Origin of the sequence: Vibrio sagamiensis NBRC 104589 (assembly GCF_007990935.1) — a bacterium.
GTDB classification, from domain to species: Bacteria; Pseudomonadota; Gammaproteobacteria; order Enterobacterales; family Vibrionaceae; genus Vibrio; species Vibrio sagamiensis.
Genome location: NZ_BJXJ01000001.1, coordinates 250,606 through 274,746, shown reverse-complemented (window position 1 = coordinate 274,746; position 24,141 = coordinate 250,606). Strand labels below are relative to the sequence as shown.

22 protein-coding genes are annotated in these 24,141 nt (G+C 40.8%); 15 read left to right on the top strand and 7 right to left on the bottom strand.

Annotation, left to right across the window (positions count from 1 at the left end; translation table 11 throughout):
* The first annotated feature begins 52 nt into the window (after nucleotides 1-52).
* From VSA01S_RS01145 to VSA01S_RS01120, 6 genes are all read left to right on the top strand, one after another.
* Entirely contained in the window at nucleotides 53-928 is an 876-nt protein-coding gene (locus tag VSA01S_RS01145; RefSeq protein WP_039979597.1) for a phytanoyl-CoA dioxygenase family protein, read from the top strand.
* A 6-nt stretch (nucleotides 929-934) separates the two neighbouring features.
* The gene (locus VSA01S_RS01140) at nucleotides 935-1,921 is read left to right on the top strand and encodes a hypothetical protein (protein ID WP_039979596.1); all 987 of its coding nucleotides are present in this window, start codon (nucleotides 935-937) and stop codon (nucleotides 1,919-1,921) included.
* Nucleotides 1,922-2,066: 145 nt separating this feature from the next.
* A complete protein-coding gene (locus tag VSA01S_RS01135; protein WP_039979595.1) occupies nucleotides 2,067-3,308 on the top strand; it encodes a DegT/DnrJ/EryC1/StrS family aminotransferase in 1,242 nt (413 codons plus the stop codon).
* Between the two features lie 14 nt (nucleotides 3,309-3,322).
* On the top strand, nucleotides 3,323-4,489 hold the full coding sequence (locus tag VSA01S_RS01130; RefSeq protein ID WP_050567268.1) for an MFS transporter: 1,167 nt from the start codon (nucleotides 3,323-3,325) through the stop codon (nucleotides 4,487-4,489).
* 1 nt (nucleotide 4,490) lies between these two features.
* A complete protein-coding gene (locus VSA01S_RS01125) occupies nucleotides 4,491-5,324 on the top strand; it encodes a glycosyltransferase (protein WP_039979594.1) in 834 nt (277 codons plus the stop codon).
* Nucleotides 5,325-5,398: 74 nt separating this feature from the next.
* The gene (locus tag VSA01S_RS01120) at nucleotides 5,399-6,544 is read left to right on the top strand and encodes a UDP-N-acetylglucosamine 4,6-dehydratase family protein (RefSeq protein ID WP_050567267.1); all 1,146 of its coding nucleotides are present in this window, start codon (nucleotides 5,399-5,401) and stop codon (nucleotides 6,542-6,544) included.
* A 98-nt stretch (nucleotides 6,545-6,642) separates the two neighbouring features.
* On the opposite strand, the gene VSA01S_RS01115 is transcribed toward VSA01S_RS01120, so the two are convergent.
* Both VSA01S_RS01115 and VSA01S_RS01110 read right to left on the bottom strand, forming a co-directional pair.
* Complete coding sequence (locus VSA01S_RS01115) at nucleotides 6,643-7,716, bottom strand: AI-2E family transporter (protein ID WP_039979593.1); 1,074 nt, start codon at nucleotides 7,714-7,716, stop codon at nucleotides 6,643-6,645.
* Nucleotides 7,716-7,952, bottom strand: a complete 237-nt coding sequence (locus VSA01S_RS01110) for a sulfurtransferase TusA family protein (protein ID WP_039979623.1) — start codon at nucleotides 7,950-7,952, stop codon at nucleotides 7,716-7,718. The genes VSA01S_RS01115 and VSA01S_RS01110 overlap by 1 nt, the downstream gene beginning before the upstream one ends.
* A gap of 346 nt (nucleotides 7,953-8,298) precedes the next feature.
* Here VSA01S_RS01110 and bepA point away from each other — a divergent pair, with 346 nt between their 5' ends.
* From bepA to VSA01S_RS01095, 4 genes are read left to right on the top strand one after another with little or no spacing between them, the layout of a single operon-like run.
* On the top strand, nucleotides 8,299-9,750 hold the full coding sequence (bepA, locus tag VSA01S_RS01105) for a beta-barrel assembly-enhancing protease (RefSeq protein ID WP_039979592.1): 1,452 nt from the start codon (nucleotides 8,299-8,301) through the stop codon (nucleotides 9,748-9,750).
* Between the two features lie 16 nt (nucleotides 9,751-9,766).
* Nucleotides 9,767-10,117 carry an arsenate reductase (glutaredoxin) gene (gene arsC / locus VSA01S_RS19905; protein ID WP_039979591.1) on the top strand — a complete coding sequence of 117 codons (351 nt, stop codon included), beginning with the start codon at nucleotides 9,767-9,769 and terminating at the stop codon, nucleotides 10,115-10,117.
* Nucleotides 10,118-10,684, top strand: coding sequence for an NAD(P)H:quinone oxidoreductase (gene wrbA / locus VSA01S_RS19900; protein WP_039979590.1), 567 nt, complete (start codon nucleotides 10,118-10,120; stop codon nucleotides 10,682-10,684).
* Nucleotides 10,685-10,709: 25 nt separating this feature from the next.
* Nucleotides 10,710-11,150: a DUF2069 domain-containing protein gene (locus VSA01S_RS01095; RefSeq protein ID WP_102857603.1), complete on the top strand. Its 441-nt coding sequence runs from the start codon at nucleotides 10,710-10,712 to the stop codon at nucleotides 11,148-11,150.
* Between the two features lie 194 nt (nucleotides 11,151-11,344).
* On the opposite strand, the gene VSA01S_RS01090 is transcribed toward VSA01S_RS01095, so the two are convergent.
* Nucleotides 11,345-12,511, bottom strand: coding sequence for a DUF2066 domain-containing protein (locus VSA01S_RS01090; protein WP_103021908.1), 1,167 nt, complete (start codon nucleotides 12,509-12,511; stop codon nucleotides 11,345-11,347).
* 437 nt (nucleotides 12,512-12,948) lie between these two features.
* Between VSA01S_RS01090 and VSA01S_RS01085 the strand changes: the two genes are divergently transcribed.
* Nucleotides 12,949-14,190 (top strand): uracil-xanthine permease family protein, encoded by a 1,242-nt coding sequence (locus VSA01S_RS01085; protein WP_039979589.1) that lies wholly within the window; start codon nucleotides 12,949-12,951, stop codon nucleotides 14,188-14,190.
* A gap of 240 nt (nucleotides 14,191-14,430) precedes the next feature.
* Here VSA01S_RS01085 and upp read toward each other — a convergent pair whose 3' ends face one another.
* The gene (gene upp / locus VSA01S_RS01080) at nucleotides 14,431-15,057 is read right to left on the bottom strand and encodes a uracil phosphoribosyltransferase (RefSeq protein ID WP_039979588.1); all 627 of its coding nucleotides are present in this window, start codon (nucleotides 15,055-15,057) and stop codon (nucleotides 14,431-14,433) included.
* A 180-nt stretch (nucleotides 15,058-15,237) separates the two neighbouring features.
* Here upp and purM point away from each other — a divergent pair, with 180 nt between their 5' ends.
* The 3 genes from purM to VSA01S_RS01065 all read left to right on the top strand — a co-directional run bounded on the left by purM (nucleotide 15,238) and on the right by VSA01S_RS01065 (nucleotide 18,517).
* A complete protein-coding gene (gene purM / locus VSA01S_RS01075) occupies nucleotides 15,238-16,278 on the top strand; it encodes a phosphoribosylformylglycinamidine cyclo-ligase (protein WP_039979587.1) in 1,041 nt (346 codons plus the stop codon).
* 194 nt (nucleotides 16,279-16,472) lie between these two features.
* A complete protein-coding gene (gene purN, locus VSA01S_RS01070) occupies nucleotides 16,473-17,114 on the top strand; it encodes a phosphoribosylglycinamide formyltransferase (RefSeq protein ID WP_039979586.1) in 642 nt (213 codons plus the stop codon).
* Nucleotides 17,115-17,362: 248 nt separating this feature from the next.
* Nucleotides 17,363-18,517, top strand: a complete 1,155-nt coding sequence (locus tag VSA01S_RS01065; RefSeq protein ID WP_039979585.1) for a hypothetical protein — start codon at nucleotides 17,363-17,365, stop codon at nucleotides 18,515-18,517.
* 149 nt (nucleotides 18,518-18,666) lie between these two features.
* Here the strand turns inward: VSA01S_RS01065 and VSA01S_RS01060 are convergent, their stop codons facing one another.
* From VSA01S_RS01060 to lpcA, 3 genes are all read right to left on the bottom strand, one after another.
* Nucleotides 18,667-19,548, bottom strand: coding sequence for an AraC family transcriptional regulator (locus VSA01S_RS01060; RefSeq protein WP_039979584.1), 882 nt, complete (start codon nucleotides 19,546-19,548; stop codon nucleotides 18,667-18,669).
* Nucleotides 19,549-19,846: 298 nt separating this feature from the next.
* Nucleotides 19,847-20,692: a class II glutamine amidotransferase gene (locus VSA01S_RS01055; protein ID WP_039979583.1), complete on the bottom strand. Its 846-nt coding sequence runs from the start codon at nucleotides 20,690-20,692 to the stop codon at nucleotides 19,847-19,849.
* Nucleotides 20,693-20,748: 56 nt separating this feature from the next.
* Nucleotides 20,749-21,324: a D-sedoheptulose 7-phosphate isomerase gene (gene lpcA / locus VSA01S_RS01050; protein ID WP_039979582.1), complete on the bottom strand. Its 576-nt coding sequence runs from the start codon at nucleotides 21,322-21,324 to the stop codon at nucleotides 20,749-20,751.
* A gap of 352 nt (nucleotides 21,325-21,676) precedes the next feature.
* On the opposite strand from lpcA, the gene fadE reads away from it, so the two are divergent.
* A complete protein-coding gene (fadE, locus tag VSA01S_RS01045) occupies nucleotides 21,677-24,121 on the top strand; it encodes an acyl-CoA dehydrogenase FadE (RefSeq protein WP_039979581.1) in 2,445 nt (814 codons plus the stop codon).
* Nucleotides 24,122-24,141: the final 20 nt, after the last annotated feature.

Here is a 24,141-nt window from a genome sequence, read left to right as displayed (position 1 = left end):
ATAACAATCTCACTAGAATGCCCTGCATATAAAAAAAGTGAGATTTATCTATATGGAAAACTACTGGCTAGAAAAGAAAAAAGGACTAAAAGAAAATGGTTACACGGTTATTGAATCGTTATTACCTGAAAACTTATGTGATGATTCTATAGACGCTATCTGTGAATTCATGCAAATGGATTTTCATGATAGGGCCACTTGGTATAAGAAAACACCACTCAACAGCAGTGGTTCTGTTCCTATGCACCACCACCCCGCTTTTTGGGCCGTACGCCAACATCCAGCTATATACCATGCCTTTGCCACTTTGCTTGAAGAAAGCAAGCTCTGGGTCACCATGGATCGTGCCGCAGTTAAAGTACCTTGTCGTTATGATCTACCACAATATGGTAATGACAAAAATAAAATGCATTGGGATTATGATGTCAGAACATTAAAAGCTCCGTGCTATCAGGGGCTCATTTATCTCGTAGATACAGAAAAAGAGCAAGGCGCGTTCGGCTGCATACCTAAGATCTATAAAAAAATCGTAAACAAGCAGATTGATGACAACTCTTTTTTTGATAGAAGTGAGGTCAATGGCTTATTTTTAGAAGACGTTTGTCATTTTGAAGACAGTGAAATTGAGCGTATCTCAGCCCCAAAAGGGAGCTTAATTATCTTTGATAGCCGATTGCCACACGGCAACGTCTGCACCCATCATAACCAGCCAAGGTTTGTCCAATTTATCACGATGTATAAAGCGGACAGCAAAGAACATGTCCCAGCATTACTGTACCAAACGAAACAGCAAAGAATCGAGTGCTATCAACAGTCAAGGCCACCGGAGTGGCTCAGAGGTTGGAACGGTCAATTAGATCCAGAGCCACACTCACCTTATCCTTTATCTGATCTGGGTAAAAAATTAGTTGGCATAGATAGCTGGTGATATTGAATGAGTACTTTACTGTTTGTCATCGAAGCCCGTGAAGGTAAAGGCATGGGGCATGTCTACCGCTCAATATCGATAATAGAAAAGCTGAAAAAGCATTCCGATATTCATGCTATTTTTTTATGTCATAAAGGGCAGACAATTATAAAAGAAATGGTAGGTTTAAATGCTACTCTCAATTTTAAACATAATAAAGATGAGGCATTGAGTTTAATAAAAAGCATCAAGCCAGATATGGTAATCAATGACTGTTTAGATAATGAAGCTTTTTATATTCGTGAGCTTAAAAAAATCTCCCTGAAAGTCATAAACATTGAAGATATCGGAGAAGGGAGTTTCTTAGCCGACAAGGTCATAAACTGCGTTTATAGCGACTGTGGTCAACACAATGCTCTTTACGGTGAAAAGTATATGGATATAAGGGATGCATTTCACCGAAATAAGCCGTTTGTCCAAAGGGATTCCGAATTCGTTAAAAATGTATTGGTTAATTTTGGTGGCGAAGATCCCAACAATATCACCATGAAAGTTTTAAGAGTCATCGCCAATTCCGATTACTTAAAGACGTTTCATTATACCTTGGCACTGGGTAGCAGATATAGAAGCCTTAATGAAGTCGAGGCATTTACCAAAATAAACCGCTTAAAGGTAGATATTAAGCTCAACACAGACTTAGCAACCTTAATGCCGCATGCCGACATAGCGGTTTTAGCCAATTGCAGAACTGTATTTGAAGCAGCCTTCATGCTTCTGCCCTCCGTCATTATCTCTGCGAATGCACGAGAGTGCCTACATACATTTTATCGAAAGGTTGACTTTCCATATTGTGGTAATGGGTTACTCATAAATAATGACATCATCGAACATAAGATTAGCCAGCTGATTTTAGATAAAGAATACAGAGCGCACATCATTAAAAACTTAGAGCAACTAGAAATTGGACAGGGCCTAGCGCATTTAGAATCCGAGATAATGACGATACCGAGATAGTTGCTATACCAAGATAGTTGCTATGCCGAAATAATTACTACGCCGAAATAGTTACTAGGCTGAAATAATTACTACGCAAACATAGCTACTATGCCCAAATAATCTCAACATACTTGGGTATATTATTTAAAACAAGGACGTTTTTATGAAACCTAATTACCCTCAATGGCCACAATTTGATCAAACGAGTGCGGATGAAATAGCACTCGCTCTCAAAAGCGGTAAAGTTAATTACTGGACTGGCACGAAAGGAAGAGAGTTTGAAACGCACTTTGCCAAGTGGTGCAGTACCAACTTTGCAATCAGTACCACCAATGGCACATCGGCCTTACATACCATAATTGGCAGTATGGATATTGGTCCTGGAGATGAAGTGATCGTCCCCTCTTATAGCTTTATAGCCACGTCTTACGCGGTATTACAGGCAGGCGCCATACCTAGGTTTTGTGATGTAACCAGTGATCATACTATCAACCCAGATCGCATCGAAGCTCTAGTAACGGAGAGAACCAAAGCGATCGTCGTCGTTCATTTGTATGGCGTAGTTTGCGACATGGACCCGATTAATGAGATAGCTGACAGGTATCAATTAAAAGTCATTGAAGATGCCGCTCAGTGTATCGGTGGCAAATATAAAGGTAACAAAGTCGGTACATTAGGTGATGCTGCTGCATTTAGTTTTTGTCAAAGTAAACATTTCACCACAGGCGGTGAAGGTGGAATGATTGTCACTGATGACGAGGGGCTGGCTTGGCGTTGTCGATCATTCCGCGATCATGGCTTTGATGTCAAACAAAAGTTAGCCTTGCTAGACATGGAAGAAAAGCAACCCTATATCCATGAAAGAATTGGTTATAACTATCGAATGACCGAAATACAGTCAATTGTGGGCATCAATGAACTCAATCGATTTGATGATTGGAATCTCGCTAATCGTAAAAGAAATGCCTTTATTTATGACGAGATTTTGAAAGATTCCAGCTTGATTGAAAGTTTACCTTTTAACTCTTCTGAAAGGGAAAACGCCTATTGGTTATACCCCATCACCTTAGTGACTTCGATTACTGAGCAGCAAACGCATCAACTATATAAAAGCTTAGTTGGACTAGGGATTCCTGTCACAAAAGTGCTATGGCCAGAAACATTCAAAGAGAATGTATATAGAAATCTTCAGGGCTTTGGTCAGCACGAGTTTCCGTTTAACTCGAGTGAATACCGCAATATAGAGTCGGTTAACTATACAGAAACCAGATGCCCAATGGCAAATTCACTATCAAAAAGAACTATTAACCTCCACTTGTACCCGACTTTGGAACCTGAACATATAGAAGGAATATCCCATGCATTTAAAGAGCTCTTAAATCAGTTAGAAGTCAGCTCCCTGTAATTAAAGGAATTATTATGTTTAATCTTAAAAAATATTTACCATTAATTCCTACAATGGGATTGTTTTGGCTTCTAGGTTTTAATGTAGGCACATGGGCGTCTCGATTAATATCAATAAAGGAAAATATGCTGATATCAGACGCATATTTAGGCTTTTTCTTACTTGCTGCGAGTTTGGGTGGGGTCATTGCCTTCCCTATTACCATCGCGACAATAAAATACTTAGGTGTAAGAAAAGCCGTTATCGTTCAGAGTATCGCCGCATCTTTACTGATTTATTTTATTATGAACACCCAGAACTACTTTTTAGCATTATTTTTTATGTTTTTAGAAGGTATCTGCTGTGCAGGGATCAATACCTCAATTAATCTGTTTGGTAATGACATGGAAAAAAAACATAAAATCAAATTTATGGCCCGATTCCATGCCACCTTTAGTCTAGGCTTAGCCAGTGCAGCACTATTAACCATGATTGTGATGAAATATATTTCTGAAGCGCTCTATGTTCATAGCTTAATCTCTGGTCTGATCATACTCACTATTATGATTTTATCAGTGGCAAAGCTACCAGAAATAGCAAGTGAAGGTAATAAGGAGAATAACGATGGAAGTCGTTTATTAAATATTAAAACCCTAACACTCGGTGGATTAATCTTATTTGCCACGATCGTCGAAGGCTCTATGCATGATTGGTCAACGATATACTTAAAAGATATTTTGCATATTGAAGAATCGATCGCCTCATCTGGACTATTAGTATTTTCTTTATCAATGTTTGTCGGCAGACTGTTCGCAGATAACTTTAGAAGCAAATACTCTGACTTTATTCTTATCTTTTCCGCAGGCCTCATTGTTGCATTTTCTCTTGTGACCAGCCTGCTTATTATGAATATTGCGATAACATGGCTTGCTTTTTCGGTAGTTGGTTTGGCGATCTCTTTTGTCCAGCCAAGTATTTATGCCATGGCTGCGTCAATGGGCACAGGCTCGCTTTCTATTGTTGCAACTTTTAGCTCCGTGGGTGGTTTTATGGGTCCGCCTATCGTTGGGTTCATCTCATCAAATTCATCGCTTTTATATGGAATGTATTTCATTTCTTTCTCGTCTCTGTGCATTTCTTTTATGGCATTTTTTCTACTCAAATTGAAACAGAGCAACACTTTAGTTAACGAAGGAGTTTAAAATGACCGTCAGTATTATCATACCTACGTACAACAATAAAAATGACTTAGAAAAAACAATACATTCCATCATCAATCAAAGTGTTGATACTTCAAATATTGAAGTCATTATCTGTGATGACGGCTCCTCTGATGGCACTAAAGCAATGTGTTTAAAATTCCAAAATATGATAAACATTCGCTACCTATACCAAGAAGATCAAGGTTTTAGAGCAGCGAAAGCTCGCAATATGGGGTTAGAAGCTGCACAAGGAGAATTTATTCTTTTTATTGATAGTGGTGTATTAATAAAAAGTGATCTGATAGAAACACATTTATCGAATTACGATGATGCAACCATCAATATTGGGTTTTGCCATGGTTTTGATGAGCACAGCATTATGAATAACGATTTTGAATCGCACATCGCCATGAACCAATTTGACACCCTTTTCATGAATCTATTAAATGATGAAAACAACCGCGATTGCCGATTCAAATTACTCACACACATAGGTCACTTTAGAGGTTTTGAACAATACCCATGGTTGTTCTTTTGGGGTGGACACTTGTTTGGCAAAAAGGAACATTTCCTTCAAGTAGGCGGTTTTGATGAGAAGTTTACTCATTGGGGAGGGGAAGATGTTGAGCTCGGCCTGCGCCTGCATCTGAGCGGAATTAAAATGTCGTTAAACTTAGATGCACATGCTTACCATATTCCACATAAGAAGGCGGATACGGCCTCAAAAGAATCAACGGTAAACAATTGTTTTTATATACACAATAAACATCAGCTAGATATTACTCATACTATGACTCAAAAAACATGGGAAGAAATAGTCGCAGAAGTGGATTAAGTTCGCCTTCTGAAATATCCATAGTTCATTGATTTGAATTTATTATATAAGAATAATCAAGGTGATAGTTTAAAATGGAATTTGCAAAGTTATTAAATAGGAATGTTACTGAACCTGACACTTATTTAATGTCTAAAAATATAGCCGAGCATAATGTCTTAGTCACTGGTGCAGGTGGAACTATAGGCTCCGAGTTGTGTCGAAAAATACTCAGTTATAACCCTAAGAGCCTTATTTTATTTGAACTCAGTGAATATAATTTATATTCAATTGAACATGAAATTAAAGCATATTTAGCTCAAACTGGGCAACAAACACCCATATTTGCAATTATTGGTAACATACAAAATAAAACGCACTTTGGCTCAGTTTTAGAAAAGCATAAAGTCCATACCATCTATCATGCAGCGGCACACAAACATGTCCCTATGGTAGAAAATAATATCGTAGAAGCTGTGAAAAATAATGTATTTGGTACGCTTTCTTGTGCTGAAGCTGCGATCGAACATCAGGTCGCCAATTTCACGCTCATCTCCACAGATAAAGCCGTAAGACCAACCAATGTCATGGGAGCGACAAAAAGACTTTCAGAGTTAATCCTGCAAGCTTTGTCGATACAACAGTCCTCCACCTGCTTCACCATAGTGCGTTTTGGGAATGTATTAGGCTCTTCAGGTTCCGTTATCCCTCTATTTTTAAATCAAATTCAAAATGGCGGGCCACTCACTGTCACTCATCCTGATATAACGCGGTATTTTATGTTGGTCTCAGAAGCTTCTGAACTGGTGATTCAAGCCAGTGCCATAGGCAACAGCGGGCAGGTTTTTGTCCTTGATATGGGAGAGCCAATAAAGATTCACGACCTGGCTAAAAATATCATTAAGCTCACCCAAACAAAGCAAGACATTCAGATTGTATTTTCGGGTTTAAGATCGGGAGAGAAGCTGTTTGAAGAGTTGTTAATTGGAGAAAACGCCAGTAACACCATTCATCCTAAAATTAAATCTGCGACTGAAGTGCACATTAAGCCAGAACGCTTAAATCAGATTCTAGCGTCTTTGAAAAAATATTGTCAGCTTATGGATAAAGACATGTTAAAAACCATTCTCCTGGCAATTCCAACAGGCTATAAAATTCCCAAACATCAAAAATCACCAACAAAAGCAGCAGAGCAAGTTTGTTCACATCATCACGATGGACAATCTCTCGAAGGTCATTGAGACGAGGTATACCAGTTAACCTCAAACCATTGGGTATGTCATCACAGGAGCGGCCATGTAGGATGAGTCTCGCCTCACTCTACATGGCAACATGCCATTTATGGCTCTACGATAGACTCTTGCTCTTCTGTACTTGGCAGAGCATTCCAAACCGCCTTAACTAAGGTCGCCAATGGAATGGCAAAGAAGACGCCCCAAAAGCCCCATAAACCACCAAACACTAATACTGCAACTATAATGGCGACAGGATGAAGGTTGACCGCTTCCGAGAAAAGGACTGGCACCAAAACATTGCCATCCAATGCCTGAATAATGCCATAAGCAACAAGCAACCAGTAAAATTGTGGCGTTAACCCCCACTGAAACAACCCGACAATCGCAACAGGAACCGTTACAGCAGCAGCACCAATATATGGAATTAACACAGATAGCCCCACAGCGACCGCCAACAGTGCAGAATAACGAAGGTCCAGTATGGCAAAAGTCACGTAACTCACACTACCAACAATCAAGATCTCAAGTACTTTTCCACGGATGTAATTTGAGATTTGTTCGTTCATCTCATGCCAAACTTTATTTGCTAACTTGCGGTTTTTCGGCAATACACCACTGGCCATATTCAGCATTTCTTCTTTATCTTTGAGCAAAAAGAAGACTAAAAGAGGGACCAAGATCAGGTAAACACCAAGAGTCGCCAAGCTCACTAATGATGCCAACGATCCTTTCACGACACTTTCACCTAAACCAATCGCTTTGTTTTTTGCATTAGTGACAAGGGTTTCAACAATTTGCAAGTTGGCCAGTTCAGGATAACGCTCTGGCAAAGTGGAGATAAACTTTTGCAGCCCCGCGTACATACTCGGAATATCATTCAGCAAGTTGCCAACCTGAGTCCAGATCGTTGGTACTAATCCAAAAATAGCAACCAGCATCAGACCAGTAAAAATTAATATCACCGTCACAACAGAGAAGGTTCGTGGCACACCAAGACGACACATTTTGGTGACAGGCCATTCAAGTAAATAGGCCAACACAATCGCAACAAGAAGCGGAGCAATGAGATGACCCAAAAAGTAAATAGTAATAAAACCAAATAAGAGAATGGCAACAAGACTTACAGCATGGGGATCTGAAAAGCGTCTTTTATACCAACGACTTACCATATCAAGCATTATGATGGCTCCTTATTGAATACTGTCAGTGTGAAATACCCAGATGCGGAGTGACAGCTAACTTTGTAGCCCTGAGCCAATAAATATTTTTCTATATCACGCTTAGAACTTGAGTCCACAATTTTTATCATCAGCTGTTGATGAACTTCGGTTTTAGAGTGGAACACGTTCACTATGTGACGCTTAGCCATTAACAAGGCCATAGGGCAACGCTGTTGACTCAAATCAAGTAACATAGATCTCATTGTCTTGCTCAGCACTTGTGATTGGATTGTATTGTAACGGCTTTTTAAGTTGGTGCTAGCTTTTCTCAGACAATTTAACGTCAGTAAAAAGCGGCCAAATCCCCTTTTTTGCCAATACATATCGCTCAGCATGAAACCAATCCATATGTTTCCTGTCTTATTAGAAGCACATGGTGTACGTTTACCACTCCCTTAAAAGTGAACGCTGATGCAAAAATATCAGTGCCAAGATGGCTGCAATGCTTGATTTATAGCAAGATCACTGACACCCTTCTGTGCGGCGAGGTAATTTGAGTACACACCTATCGCTCAGGACTTTGGAGAACCTTTTTTTTATATGCTAAAACGCTCCCGAACTCTGGTTACTTTGTCTCTTGCATTAGCAATGAGTGCGCAAGTAACCCATGCCAATCCGCTTAATCTTCCCGATATTGGAACAACAGCGGCCAGTACATTGACCATTGATCAGGAGCTGATTTATGGTGACGCCTATATGCGTATGCTTAGGTCCAGCAAACCCCTTGTTAATGATCCGACCATCAATGAATATATTGATACTTTAGGCCATCGTTTGGTCTTGAAAGCTGACGACGTAAAAACACCTTTTCATTTTTTTATGATTCAAGACCGTAACATCAATGCCTTTGCATTTTTTGGTGGTTACGTGGCACTACATTCTGGTTTGTTCCTTCACGCAAAAACAGAAAGTGAGCTGGCTTCAGTGATTGCCCATGAAATAGCGCATGTCACCCAACGCCACCTTGCTCGAAGTATGGAAGACCAGGCTCGCCGATCCCCTGCAAGTATTGCGGCATTAGCTGGCGGCCTGTTATTGGCTATCGCAGCACCTGAAGCCGGCATCGCTGCAATCACGGCAGCAACCGCGGGTAACATGCAAAGTCAAATCAATTATACCCGAGCAAATGAAAAAGAGGCTGACCGATTTGGTATCGCTACTCTGGCCAAAGCCGGTTTTGAAGCTCAAGCCATGCCGCGCTTTTTTAGTCGTTTGGCTGATGAATACCGCTATGCCAGCAAGCCACCACCTATGCTGTTGACTCACCCACTGCCAGAAGATCGTATTACCGATAGTCGAGCGAGAGCACGTGACTACCCTCCACTGCGTCTTCAGCCTTCAATCGATTATCACCTTGCCCGCGCAAGAATCATCGCTCGATACGCAGGTTTAGAGAGCCAAGCAGCACTAAGTTGGTTTGAGCGAACACAAAAGAAAGCACCAGCTAAAGCAGCTCCCTCTTTCAATTATGGCCGAGCATTGGTCCATCTGGACAATAAAAAGTTAACCAAAGCTGAGCCATTATTAATAGACTTGTTAAAACAAGATCCAAACAACCTTTTCTATCTTGATGCGATGTCTGATTTATACCTCGCTCAGCAACATCCTGAAAAAGCCATCAACATGCTTGAAACCGCACTAAAAAGTAATCCACAAAATAAAGTGCTGCTTATCAACTATGCCAACGCTTTACTCGAAGACAAACAAGATGCCAAAGCATTGAGAGTGCTTCAACGCTATACTCATGACCATCCTGACGATACCAATGGCTGGCAGCTCTTATCCAAGGCTAACCATGCCCTTGGTCACAGTGATGAAGAACTGGCTGCAAGAGCAGAGATTTTAGCTCTCCAAGCAGGATGGAATAAAGCGATTCAATACTACAGCGAGGCCAGTAAAATCGCCGAGCTAGGAAGCTTAAAACAAGCACGCTATGATGCTCGTATCGATCAGTTAATGATCCAAAGAGATCAATTTATGGCGTTACAATAACCCTATGGAGAAAACCATGTCAGTCGTTATTTATCATAACCCTCGTTGTTCCAAAAGCCGCCAGACTTTAGAGCTTCTTGAACAAAATGGTGTCCAACCTGATGTGATCAAATATCTTGATACGCCGCTTAATGTTGAACAACTTCAAACGCTTTTCTCACAACTGGGATTCACCCAAGTCCGTGATATGATGCGTACAAAAGAGACCCTTTATAAAGAACTCGAACTGGGCGCTTCATCTGTGACTGACGCACAACTATTTGAGGCAATGGCAACGCATCCAAAACTCTTTGAACGTCCTGTCGTTGTGGCCAATGGCAAAGCTCGGATAGGTCGCCCACCAGAGCAAGTACTGGAAATCCTATAGATGAACTGCCAGATCCTTATTTTGTACTTTAGCCGCCATGGTTGTACAAAACAGCTGGCCAGACAGATTGCAAGAGGGGTTGAATCAATCCCTCATTGCGAAGCCATGTTACGGACTGTAGAAAGTTTGCCTCCAGATACAACACCAGCATCTGAGCCGATAGTCACATTCGATGAGCTCAAAAAATGCGACGGCCTCGCGCTCGGCAGCCCTGTCTGGTTTGGTAATATGGCTGCACCTTTAAAGCACTTTTGGGATCAAACCAGTACTCTTTGGGTTCAAGGTGACCTCATCGATAAACCCGCTTGTGTTTTTACGTCCTCTTCCACCATGCATGGAGGACAAGAGACCACTCAACAAAGTATGATGACCCCCCTTCTTCACCACGGAATGATGATTTTAGGCATCCCCTATTCTGAACCAGACCTTCATACAACACGCTCCGGAGGGACACCTTATGGCGCAAGCAGTGTGGGTCACGAGTCAAGCCTTTCAAGTGAAGAGATTCGCCTTGCTCAGCAGTTAGGGAAAAGACTTGCCATTGCCGCCCAAAAATTAAAGGGCTGAATACAACTCAGGAAGATGACGACCAATGTCAAAGAAAATGGACTTTATACCGCTTGGAAAGCAGACACAAAACTACCGTTACTTAGCGCTCATCAGTAACTTAATGCTACTGTCTTGGGTCGCAGCTTGGCAACTTTGGCTATCACCTCACCCTCACATCAACTCAATTTCTCTCGCGATTGCTTGGTGCTTGCCTTTGATTCTGCCACTTCCTGGCATATTAGCGGGTAAGCCTTACACCCATGCTTGGGCCAATTTTATTCTTATGCTCTACTTCCTGCATGCTTTGACCATCCTTTACCTCGATGGAGGAGAGCGATGGTTAGCCGTTGTTGAGTTAGTTTTTACTTCACTCAGTTTTGTCGGTAATATACTATTCACGCGAGAACGAGGTAAAGAACTAGGGCTGCGCTTAAAACGGCTTTCTCAAGTGGAAAAAGAAGAAAAAGAAAAATTCCTGAGGTAAGTATACCCAAATGACCTCAAGGTGCTTGGGTATATTTAATAGAAAAGTAACTAATAAGTGCCAAAAGCCGTGAACTTGAGAATGACGCTACTACCTCTCGAAAATGTAAAAAGTCGCATAATGCGACTTTTTTAATCCTTTTTACACTTCAATTTGATGAGGCCTCTCAAAGAGCGACACTAACCACTACCGCGTTATGACGCTGTTGAAAGTGTTTGCCATTGGTAAAGCAGATCATAAGGAATTTGAGTTGACGGTTGAGATTCTGGAGCAGTCAGTCCCTCATCAACGGAAAGCTCTGAGGTGTCAATGGTTTCTAAGTTATTGACGGCCTCTGAAGTTACGTTCTGTTGCGGTTGCTCAGTATCAGGTTGCTTCACCTCCATCATCGACAACTGCGCGATGGCTGAAACTTCTTGTTCAAAAGCTTGTTTTGAAGCCAACAGATCGACCGTTAAGATAATGCCATCATCTTGTACATGTTTAATTTCTGTATCGGAAACAGAACTCAGCTGTTTCATGGCATTTTCTAGGCGGAAAAAGTCCATTGCAGAGGAGATATTCACCACCTTCACGTCAATCGATTTTGCATCATTCGTCACAACGACCGCTGTTTTCTTAGCATAGTAATCGACCAACTTATCAACGATAGCTGTTATTGCATTTTCACCAGAAGCAGAACCACTTCTAGACCACTGAGTGGATTCTGATAAACGACCTGGCAATTGATCATATAAAGTCCAACGAAAAGAGTCACTTTGGGCTCGCACCACTAAAACCGCATCAACTGGATAGCGTTGACTCGCTTGACCAATCGACGATACAAAGCCCCCCCATATATCTGAAGCATTAATACCCGTCACATCATCAAAATCACCAATAGGCAAGGTAACAGGTAACCCTCTCATCACTGCCGCTTTCTGCAGTGCCGATGCGTTTTTTGATTCTGAATGTTCCCAAACGATGGCTCGGTCGTAGTTATTTTCTTCTACCATCCAAACTAAAATATTGGCTCGGTTTGTTGACCACAGTGGTAATTTAGCTTGCGTAAGCAGTGAACGAATTTGATCACCATTAAAACGCATTTTCATGCTTCTTTCGCCGTTGATTTCATCATAGCTAAGCTGAGAGACATAACCAGAGCTGGACTCCAAAGCTTTCACAATCGCTGGGTTAGTCAATGAGGATTCATTGCCCGTAGAACGCACAATGATTTCTTGCATCGCTTTCTGACGAGCAAGATCTTCACCCTCCTTCTGATCTCCATCAATGACGATCTCTGCTTGATAAATATCAACCTGAGTTAAAGCGAACACAGGCAAAGATAGACAACTAATTAGTAATAAAGCTAAGTAGCGCATAGTTTTTATGACCCTTAAAACAAGATACTTCATGATAAGCACCTATCTGCTTGAGTACAAGCAAGGAGAGGTCAGATACCACAATCCACAAACAGAATTAGGAGTTAGTATGAATGCGTTTAAGTTCGGTGGTCCAGCAAGAGGATCTGCATAACACCTAAGTGCCATCAAAATGCTTGATTCCGACCAAGTTCACTTGGATATCAACTAAAACAAAATTCAACCCAAAAAAGAGCAGCAACCCCCAAGTCAAATACTCAAAAAATGAATAGGTTTTTAAACACTCTAAATTATTGATACTAAAATCAACTTAATCGTAACACAGAAATTAAGCTTTTGTATGAGCCGAATGCTGTCAGAGTATCGATTGCAATCGCTGATTAACATCGATAATATTCGCCGGATTTTCCTGCTTATCTTCAACTTGGTAATTTATTATGAAAAATGCATTACAAGGCGCTCAAATGCTCTTTGTTGCTTTTGGTGCGCTTGTACTGGTTCCCCTTTTGACCGGTCTTGACCCAAACGTTGCCCTTTTTGGTGCCGGTCTTGGCACACTCCTCTTCCAACTCCTCACTAAACGCTCCGTTCCCATTTTTCTTGCTTCTTCTTTTGCGTTTATTGCCCCGATTATGTTCGGAATTCAAACTTGGGGTATTGGTGCCACCATGGGTGGACTGATGGCAGCTGGCTTTGTCTACATCATCTTGGGTTGCATCATCAAAGTGCGTGGCGTCGGTTTTATCCATAAGCTTTTGCCACCTGTTGTTGTCGGTCCAGTGATTATGGTAATCGGACTTGGCCTCGCTCCTACTGCTGTTAATATGGCGATTGGTAAAACAGGCGATGGTACGGCGCAATTGATCAATGGTGACGCAGCGATGGTTATTTCTGCTGTATCGCTGATCACGACTGTAACACTGAGTGTCTTCGCGAAAGGCTTCCTTAAATTAGTGCCTATTGTTGGCGGCATTCTTGCGGGTTATGTGACTTCCCTATTTTATGGAGTGGTTGACTTTACCCCTGTCACTGAAGCCGCTTGGTTTGCTTTACCGAACTTCACTACGCCAGAATTTAATATTAATGCCATCCTATTTATGATTCCTGTTGCGATCGCACCTGCAGTTGAACACGTCGGTGATATGCTAGCAATATCTCATGTAACAGGTAAGGACTATCTCAAGAAGCCAGGCCTACACCGTACCATTGCAGGCGACGGACTGGCGACAATGGCAGCATCGATGCTGGGCGCGCCACCCAATACAACCTATAGCGAAGTGACTGGAGCAGTTATGCTGACCAAAGCATTTAACCCTGTCATCATGACATGGGCAGCTATCACTGCGATTGTTCTGGCTCTTGTTGGTAAACTTGGTGCGATACTGCAGACCATCCCTGTTCCTGTAATGGGCGGAATTATGATCTTATTGTTTGGCTCAATTGCCACTGTTGGTCTCAATACTCTGATTAAAAATAACGTTGACCTACATAAATCACGCAACCTCGTGATTGTCGCCGTTACTCTTGTCTTCGGTATCGGTGGGATGGCATTTGGTATTGGTGAATTCAGCCTACAAGGTGTTAGCTTATGTGGCATTGTCGCGATTCTGCTTAATATCGTGTTACCACATGACTTAGGCGAAAACCACGTCGTCGATAATGCTCAAATGGAAGAGTAATTCTGAAAGGCTCAGATACGAAGTGTCTCCTTGCGTGAAGTACTTTTTGAGTCAAGTACTCCCCTCGTAAAAGTAAGATCCCCACAGAGCCACCTTTTCACAAAAACAACAAAAAAGGCTTGGTCATTTCCCACCAAGCCTATTTATTCTCTGTAATTAAAGTGGATTTGACCAAACCTGAATTAACCCGAAAGTGTCAACGATTTGGTCAACTTGCTTAGTTATTAGAGTAATAAAAAGTTATAGAGTACCGAAGATCTTATCACCCGCATCACCAAGACCAGGAACGATGTAACCTTTGTCGTTAAGTCTGTCGTCAATCGCTGCCGTGTAAACCTCAACATCCGGATGGTTTTTTTTAAGTGCTTCAAGGCCTTCTGGCGCAGCAACAAGAACCAGTACTTTGATTGCTTGGCACCCTTTCTCTTTTAACAAATCAATGGTAGCAATCATTGAGCCTCCCGTCGCTAGCATTGGATCGACGACAAGAGCAATGCGCTCATCGATATTTGATGCAAGCTTATTAAAGTATGGCACTGGCTCAAGAGTCTCTTCGTCACGGTAGATACCTACAACACTGATACGTGCGCTTGGCATATGCTCAAGCACGCCATCCATCATACCTAGACCTGCACGCAAAATTGGTACTACAGTAACTTTTTTACCCTTAATTTGATCTACTTCTACAGGACCATTCCAACCTTCAATGGTTACTTTTTCCGTTTCAAAGTCCGCAGTTGCTTCGTAAGTAAGTAGGCTACCGACTTCTGTCGCTAACTCACGAAAACGTTTTGTGCTGATATCACCTTCTCGCATTAGACCAATTTTGTGTTTTACTAGAGGGTGTTTCACTTCAACAACTTTCATTTCCATCTCCGGCTTAGTTGGCAATATTTAAATAAACCTTCAGATTATACATGATTTCCTAATTAATATCATGAGACACAGCAAAAGAAAAAAACCAACGCAAACGTTTGCTATATACATTTAAGCACTGTTAGAATAGCGCCGATTTCATATCCAACATTACAAATCGAGGACTTCCCAGTGAGTGGTAATAACTCTTCTCTTAGCTATAAAGATGCTGGTGTTGACATTGATGCAGGCAATGCACTTGTCGACCGTATTAAAGGTGCTGTCAAACGCACGCGTCGTCCAGAAGTCATGGGTGGGATCGGTGGCTTTGGTGCCCTGTGTGAATTACCGACTAAATACAAACAACCCGTTTTGGTATCAGGTACAGATGGGGTCGGTACCAAACTGCGCCTAGCGCTGGATATGAACAAACACGACACGATCGGTGTTGATCTAGTAGCCATGTGCGTCAATGATCTTATCGTGCAAGGTGCAGAGCCTTTATTCTTCCTCGACTACTACGCTACGGGTAAATTAGACGTAGACACCGCTGCGGATGTGGTTTCGGGTATCGCGGATGGTTGTGTTCAAGCTGGCTGTGCACTTATCGGTGGAGAGACGGCTGAAATGCCAGGTATGTATGAGGGCGAAGATTATGATGTCGCAGGATTCTGTGTAGGTGTTGTAGAAAAAGAAAGCATCATCGACGGAACCAAAGTATCGGCGGGCGACGCTCTGATTGCCGTAGGTTCAAGTGGCCCGCACTCTAACGGTTATTCACTGATCCGTAAGATTCTCGAAGTCTCTGGAGCAAATAAAAATGAAGAGCTTGCAGGGCGAACCATTGGTGAGCACTTGCTAGAACCAACTAAAATTTACATCAAATCTGCTCTAAAAATGATTGAACAGCATGATATCCATGCGATTTCTCATATCACTGGTGGCGGATTCTGGGAAAATATTCCACGTGTTCTACCTGAGGGAACCAAAGCCGTCATCAATGGTAACAGCTGGGAATGGCCAATCATCTTCAAATGGCTACAAGAGAAAGGCAATGTGACCACGCATGAAATGTATCGTACATTCAACTGTGGCGTTGGCCTGATCGTTGCCCTACCTAAAGAACAAGCTGATACTGCAGTTGCTCTGCTTCAAGAAGAAGGCGAAAATGCATGGGTAATTGGTGAAGTTGCCAACGCACGAGCAGATGAAGATCAAGTTGAGATCCAGTAATACTCGTTTGAGAAGCCCTCTCTATGAGGGCTTTTTTCATCAGCTTAAGTCAATCATTGGTTGTTAGAGATATACCAAAAAATCGTTGAGGATAACCACTTTTCAACTTTTGCGCTGGAATAACTCCTACTCTATCCATCGTCATCTTTAATCATGAATTCACACAAATTATAATAACCCGCAGACTCAACATCATGAAAAAAATTGTCGTCCTTATTTCTGGTAGTGGTAGTAACTTGCAAGCCATTTTAGACGCTTGTCAAAGCTCTATACCAAATGCCCAAGTCTCCGCCGTTTTCTCCAATAAGTCTGACGCATACGGACTTGAAAGAGCAAAACAATCTGGCGCAGATAGCCACTTTATTGATCCTAGACAGTTTAACGCTCGTGAAGACTTTGATACCGAACTGATGGAGCAAATTGACTCTTATCAACCCGATGTGGTTGTCTTAGCTGGCTATATGCGAATCCTAAGCCAGTCATTTGTTGCGCATTATTCGGGTAAAATGATCAATATTCACCCCTCTTTATTACCAAAGTATCCCGGACTCAATACCCATCAACGAGCCATGGATGCACAAGACAAAGAACATGGCGTCAGTGTACATTTTGTAACGGAAGAGCTCGATGGTGGCCCTGTCATTCTTCAAGCGAAAGTGCCTATTTTTGCTGACGATGATATTGCTTCCTTAAGCGCACGCGTTCAGACACAAGAACATCAAATCTACCCTCTTGTGGTTAAATGGTTAGTCGATGAACGACTGCAAATGAAAGACGGTAAAGCTTGGCTAGATGATACCGAGCTCGGTATTCACGGCTATGCTGCCGAGATATAATTACTCTTGACGCCTTAAACGACACATCCGAATCTAAAGGCGGGGCACATGGCTCGCCTAGATTTATCAACTTTTGAGCTTCAAATCATCTAAGTTCCTTCAAACTTGATATTCTTTTATAGCACATCCACATTATCAAAGCTCTTCTAGCTCACTCTTAGCGTTATTGAGACCTTATAATATCATACAAATTAGGAACACTTTTACTTTCATCTTATAATGCTATTAAAATATCAAGGAGAACAATAATGCCGATATACAAATTATTAAACAATGAAATTGAGAGTTCTGTAAATGAAGGCATCATTAGCACCATTTCAGTATTTAAAGGTTCAGCTCCAATCGAACAGTTAGAACAAAGAATATTGAAAATAATCAATCTAAATCCATGGATTGGAGCTAGATTGATTAATGGAGAAGAAGGCGAGCTTGTTTTCATTACTCCAGAAACTATCGATTCTTTTCTTACATATTTCGAAGTGTTTGATATCGAAAGACTCATCAGTGGCGAAAAGAGTATTTTAAATCTTATTAATATAATAGAAAAAGGCCTAAACCAAGAAGTTATTGATAAACTTTATGTTTCTCCGATTCAAGAATGTATTGAGCGAAACACGCCATTAATAAAGTTCAGTCTAGTTCAAGATATTCCTAATAACGAATTCGCTATTATATTTTCTATGAGTCATGTTATGGGCGATGGTGAGAGCTATTATAATATTATTAATATGTTAAGCTTTAATGAAGATATAAATAAATTAAATTTTGAAAGAAACACAAAGTTCTCTAGAATGCTGTTAGAAAGCCAAGAAAATACAAATGAAAAAAACAAGAAAACATTCATTAAAACTATAAATTTAGATTTGGTTAAAAGAGTTAAAAACGAAATCAACTCTTCACTAAAAAATAGCTGGATTTCAACCCATGATGTTATTTCTTCAATGTACTTTAACTCTGTAAATAATTACTACTCTATTTATCTTGTTAATGCTAGACCTCATCTCGAATATCTAAGTAAAGCAGATGTAGGAAACTATACTTCTTTCCTTGTATTCATATCCGGAAAAGATTTAAAAAGTCAAAATATACGTATGGCCATTGAAAAGTATAAAAAAGGGCCTGAAAATCATGAAAACTGGATTAATTTTATTGATCAGCCTAAAGGTGAAAAAACAGTAGCTCTACTTACTAGTTGGGTTCAAAATTATAAGCAACTTAATTTAGGCCAAAGCACCTCATATATTAGCCACCAACCACTAAACGCACCTAGTCACCAACCGGAATCAGGACGAAATGTAGATAACATTGCCATTTTATATTGTTCCGATGCTGCTACGTGGAAGCTCCTATGCTTTTCTACTCAGTCTGAATGGTTAAAAGATAATCCTTTGTTTTTAGAGTAAAGCTCTACCTATTAACTTAGCGGGTTTAAGATCCAAGATAAACATACTAGCTGCAATATAACACAAAGGCTCAGACTACGCCTATCAGCGACTTTAGGATAAACTTCATTAGAGTACTTCCTTGAATGAGTAATAATGGTGTTTGATCGTTAACTTTTGGGTTGAATAGGCAAACAGATTTGACTAATCAACTCGGTATCAGGAAAGAGTAAAGGTGAATTATCAAACACAAATATAGAAGGCTGACCAGTCCATTCCCACTCCGTGTTCGGCATCCACTCGTTTAAAATATACTGTATTGCATATGAAATGCCATTAGGCTCTCTGGGACCAACGTAGGTTAGTACTGCAAAACTACCACCAGGAAGCATTGCTGAAGAAATACCTTCATCATTCGGTGCAATGTCACCTTCAAACGGAATGCAGTGTTCACAAGTGTATTCCGACTCTTCGACTTCTAGCGGATTAGCATTTGGGATGACAAGTAGTGGAAGAGATTTCAATTTATCTTCGGTGATATAATTATTATCAATCAACCAATTTACAAGTTTATCAAAGGTTTTTAAGCCTTCGAAGTAAAAACCTCTATGGGTAATAACCGCACATTTTCTTTCAGGATATTGAAAAACATTGACATTATATTGAAGTTTTCTTGCTGGGATATTGACAGCCAACTCTCGGGCCCATTTTGACCAATTAGGCTGAGTTCGAAATGCTTTAGGGGTCTGAGAAAAAACACGAGTAAAAGCTCGAGTGAAAGCTTCTGGGCTCTCAAAACCTGCTGACATAGCCACATCAATAATTTTAAGGTCACGACGGTAAAGTAACTCAAAAGAAGCACGTCGTAAGCGAGACAGTAAGATATAACGATGCGGTGTAACACCAACAAGTGATTTAAAAACACGCTGAAAATGGTATTTAGATAACTCGGCAACGTCGCTTAAATCTTGTAGTGAAAAGTCCTCATATGGCTGATCTTCAATAAAGTAACAGACTCTATTTATTTTTTCTTCGATACTGCTTATTGCCATTATTTAACTCACTAGAAAGTACTCTGAAAATTATAGCAGTATCGATTTTTACCGCAATTCAAATTTATTATTTTGCATTTTAACTCGCCAAAAAAGTACAAGTTAGAGGAATAAGTTACGCACTTAAACTCATAAATACTTAAATGATATTCCATAAATAATAAAAATAATTTAAGTCAATTATTTTATTTTCAGGTGAAATATAAGAAAAATCACTTTATAGCGTCTTCATTTATCTTTTAAACTCAGACGCTTATTTATTACCCTTAATTAATAAAGGTTATTTAGGGATAAAGTTTTATATTAACGGTTCAACTGGAGCTTGGTTTCCTGGTTTAGGTTCTGCAAATGGTACGTTTACCAAGTCAGCAGCATTGTTAAAAATCATCTTACCGAAATGGAACAGACCAAACTCACCCGGTTTCATCCTATGCCAGGTTTCATCACCAGTTAATGGCTGTGTTGCGATAACCGAAACGATATCATCAGGCGTTGTTTCTTCCTGGAAGTTAATTGCTACATCCTCATCAAGCAACGATGCTTTGCCAAAAGGTGCCCGTCGTGTAATCCAATACAAATGGTTTGTGCAGTAAGTCATAACAAACTCACCATTACTGAGTAACATATTGAAAACACCTTTCTCTCGTAACAGATCGCAGCACTGTGCAAGAAAAACAAACACAGCTTGCATATCCTGAGGTGGTTCTGGAAATTGGTCTTCCATTTTTTTTAGCAACCAACAAAAAGCTTGTTCGCTATCTGTTTGTCCTACTGGACGATGACGGCCAGTGGATAAGTCTTTATAATCTACCAATTGTCCATTATGTGCAAAAGTCCAATAACACCCCCATAACTCCCTAGTAAACGGGTGAGTATTTTCAAGGCATACTCCTCCCCGATTTGCTTGGCGAATATGGCTCACAACTGCACAGCTTTTTATAGGATAGTTTTGCACCAGCTGAGCCACCATAGAATCACAACTAGGGTTAGGATCTTTAAAAGTACGAAATCCTTTACCTTCATAAAAGGTAATTCCCCATCCATCTCGATGTGGTCCCGTACGTCCACCACGTTGCATCAGCCCTGTAAAACTAAAACAAATATCTGTCGGTACATTAGCATTCATACCAAGCAACTCACACATAGCTAACGAAACTCCTTACTAAAAAACATCATCGTCAACATAGAGGTAAATATTTATCATTCCATCTCTTTTTCAATAAGTTGGATAATGATGTGTATGATTTTAATATGTATTTCTTGAATCCGGTCAGCGTAGCCAAAATGAGGAACACGAATCTCAATATCAGCGAGGCCAGCCATTTTACCGCCATCTTTACCGGTAAGTACAATGGTCTTCATTCCTTTAGCGTGTGCGGCTTCAATTGCCTTAAGGATATTGCTGGAGTTGCCTGATGTAGATAATCCGAATAACACATCGCCTTTGCGACCTACCGCTTCTACATAACGAGAAAAAACATAGTCATAGCCAAAATCGTTGCTCACACAAGACAAATGACTCGGATCCGAAATCGCAATACCTGCATAACCCGGACGATTCTCACGATAACGTCCAGTGAGTTCCTCTGCAAAATGCATGGCATCGCAATGAGAGCCACCATTTCCACAAGATAATACTTTGCCATCTTGTTTGAACGAGCTCGCAATCAGTTTTGCTGCTTCTTCAATTTGTGCGATGTTACTTTCATCGCTTAGAAATTTATTCAGAACCTCGGCTGCTTCGTTTAGCTCGCTTCTAATCAGATCTTGGTACATAAGATGCTCTCTTTAATATTCTGCTACATAAATACATGTTCGTATTGTCTTGCAAACGGGGACTAATGCGATGTTCACATCAACCAGCCTTTTTAGAGTTTACCCAAAAATGAGAATTAGTGTCGATAGAGAACCAAGATATTTAAATCGATGACAATAATAAACTTGATAAATTGATGATAAAACCACCACTTACCTCTCAGTTTTCTAATTTAAATTCCACTGAGATCACTTTTTAACCAATACAGCATTTTACATTTATTTAATACTTTGGTTACAATTAAGGAGAACTGGTTAGACCTCTTACCTAAAAACAGACGTATAACGTATACAGTCTGAAAAGGAAAAATGTATGGATATTTTGCTCTCAATTATCGCGATGACTTCCGTTTTAAGTATCACGCTATATCACAGAACATCGCTCATAAAATCTGTCAGCTTGCTGTTTGCTACCATGCTAGTGTTGACTTTTACGGGTTTAACTGGCTTCATCGGTTGGGCTGTTTTTACCTTAGCTATTGTTGCATTAACAATACCTAACATCCGACAGTCTCTGATTAGTCGTAAAGCATTAGTTATGTTTAAAAAAGTACTTCCTGAAATGTCTCAGACAGAGAAAGAAGCATTAGATGCAGGTACTGTTTGGTGGGAGGCTGAACTATTTAAAGGTAAACCAGAGTGGCAAAAATTACATGCGATACCCATGCCTAACTTAAGCGAGGAAGAAAAGGCTTTCCTCGATGGTCCTGTTAATGAAGTTTGTGCGATGATCAGCGACTTTAGAGCTTCTCATGAACTGGCTGACTTACCGCCAGAGGTTTGGCAATTTCTTAAAGACAACAAATTCTTTGCCATGATAATCAAAAAGAAATATGGCGGCCTAGAGTTTTCAGCTCTTGCACAATCAATCGTTTTGCAAAAGCTTACAGGTGTTTCTGGTGTACTTTCTACAACCGTTGGCGTACCAAATTCATTAGGTCCTGGTGAACTTCTGCAACATTACGGTACTGAAGAACAAAGAAACTACTACCTTCCTAGGCTCGCTCAAGGCACCGAAATCCCATGTTTTGCTCTTACAAGTCCCGAAGCGGGTTCTGATGCTGGCTCTATTCCTGATTTTGGTATTGTGTGCAAAGGGGAGTGGGAAGGTAAAAAGGTACTTGGAATGCGCCTAACATGGAACAAGCGTTATATCACGCTTGCTCCTGTTGCAACTGTGTTAGGTCTAGCGTTTAAATTACGAGACCCTGAAGGACTTCTCGGCGATAAAGAAGATCTCGGAATTACTTGTGCCTTGATTCCAACGAACCTTCCCGGTATTGAAATAGGTAATCGCCACTTCCCTCTCAATATCCCATTCCAAAATGGACCAACATGTGGCAAAGATATATTTGTTCCTATAGATTTTATTATTGGCGGTCAAAAAATGGCAGGCCAAGGTTGGCGCATGCTAGTCGAATGTCTATCTGTTGGTCGTGGTATTACCCTCCCTTCAAACTCTACTGGCGGTATTAAAACTGCCGCACTTGCAACAGGTGCCTATGCAAGAATTCGTCGTCAATTCAAACAGCCGATTGGGCACATGGAAGGTGTTGAAGAGTCTTTAGCGAGATTGGGGGGTAACGCCTATGTCATGGATGCAGCGAGTAACTTAACTGTCGCGGGTATTGTTCTAGGCGAAAAGCCATCCGTGATTTCTGCTATTGTTAAATATCATTGCACACAACGAGCCCAGCAAAGTATTACCGATGCGATGGAAATCGTTGGTGGTAAAGGAATCTGTATGGGACCTTCTAACTTTATAGCCAGAGCATATCAAGGTGCTCCAATTGCGGTAACAGTAGAAGGTGCAAATATTTTAACACGTTCAATGATCATTTACGGACAAGGTGCGATTCGTTGTCATCCATACGTATTACAAGAGATGAGCGCTGCTTATTCTGATGCCAGTGATGCTGTTGAAAAATTTGATAAGGCGCTAGCAGGTCATCTTATTTTTACTATGAGTAACTTCGTGCGTAGTATTTGGCTTGGACTTTGCGATGGCTTCGGTTCAGAATCGCCAACCAAAGACATTACCAAGCGTTATTATCAACAACTCAACCGCTACAGCGCTAATTTAGCATTGCTATCCGATATTTCCATGGCAGTATTGGGAGGTTCACTGAAACGTAGGGAACGCCTATCTGCGCGTCTTGGTGATATCCTCAGCCAACTTTATCTAAGTTCTGCCGTTCTTAAACGTTTTGAACAAGATGGACGTCCAGTCGAGGATCTTCCTATGGTTCACTGGGGCTTACAGGACAGCTTAAAGCAAATTGAAATAGCCATTGATGAGTTCTTAGCCAATTTCCCAAATAAAATCATCGCTCGAATGCTGAAAGTCATGATTATGCCGTTTGGCCGAGTTCGTAAAGCTCCCAATGACAAATTAGACAGTCAAGTCGCTCACATTTTACAAACACCTTGTGCAACTCGTTCTAGGATTGGTAGAAACCAATACTTAGAACCTACTGAGTTCAATACTCCAGGTAAAATTGAGCTCGCTCTAACTGTAGTTTTACAAGCCGAGCCTATTTTTGAAAAAGTATGCCAAGCACAAGGGAAGCGCCTGCCATTTATGTGCTTAGATCGTGTTGCAGAAGAAGCATTAGAGCAGGGAATAATTACCCCGCAAGAGGCTTCCCTGTTAAAAGAAGCAGAACAACACCGTTTAGATACAATTAATGTCGACGACTTCGAGTCAGGCTTGCTTGCAGCAAAGCCATCTTATCCTCAGATGGGTAATGTTGCCTAGGGGAACACTCGACAAAATCA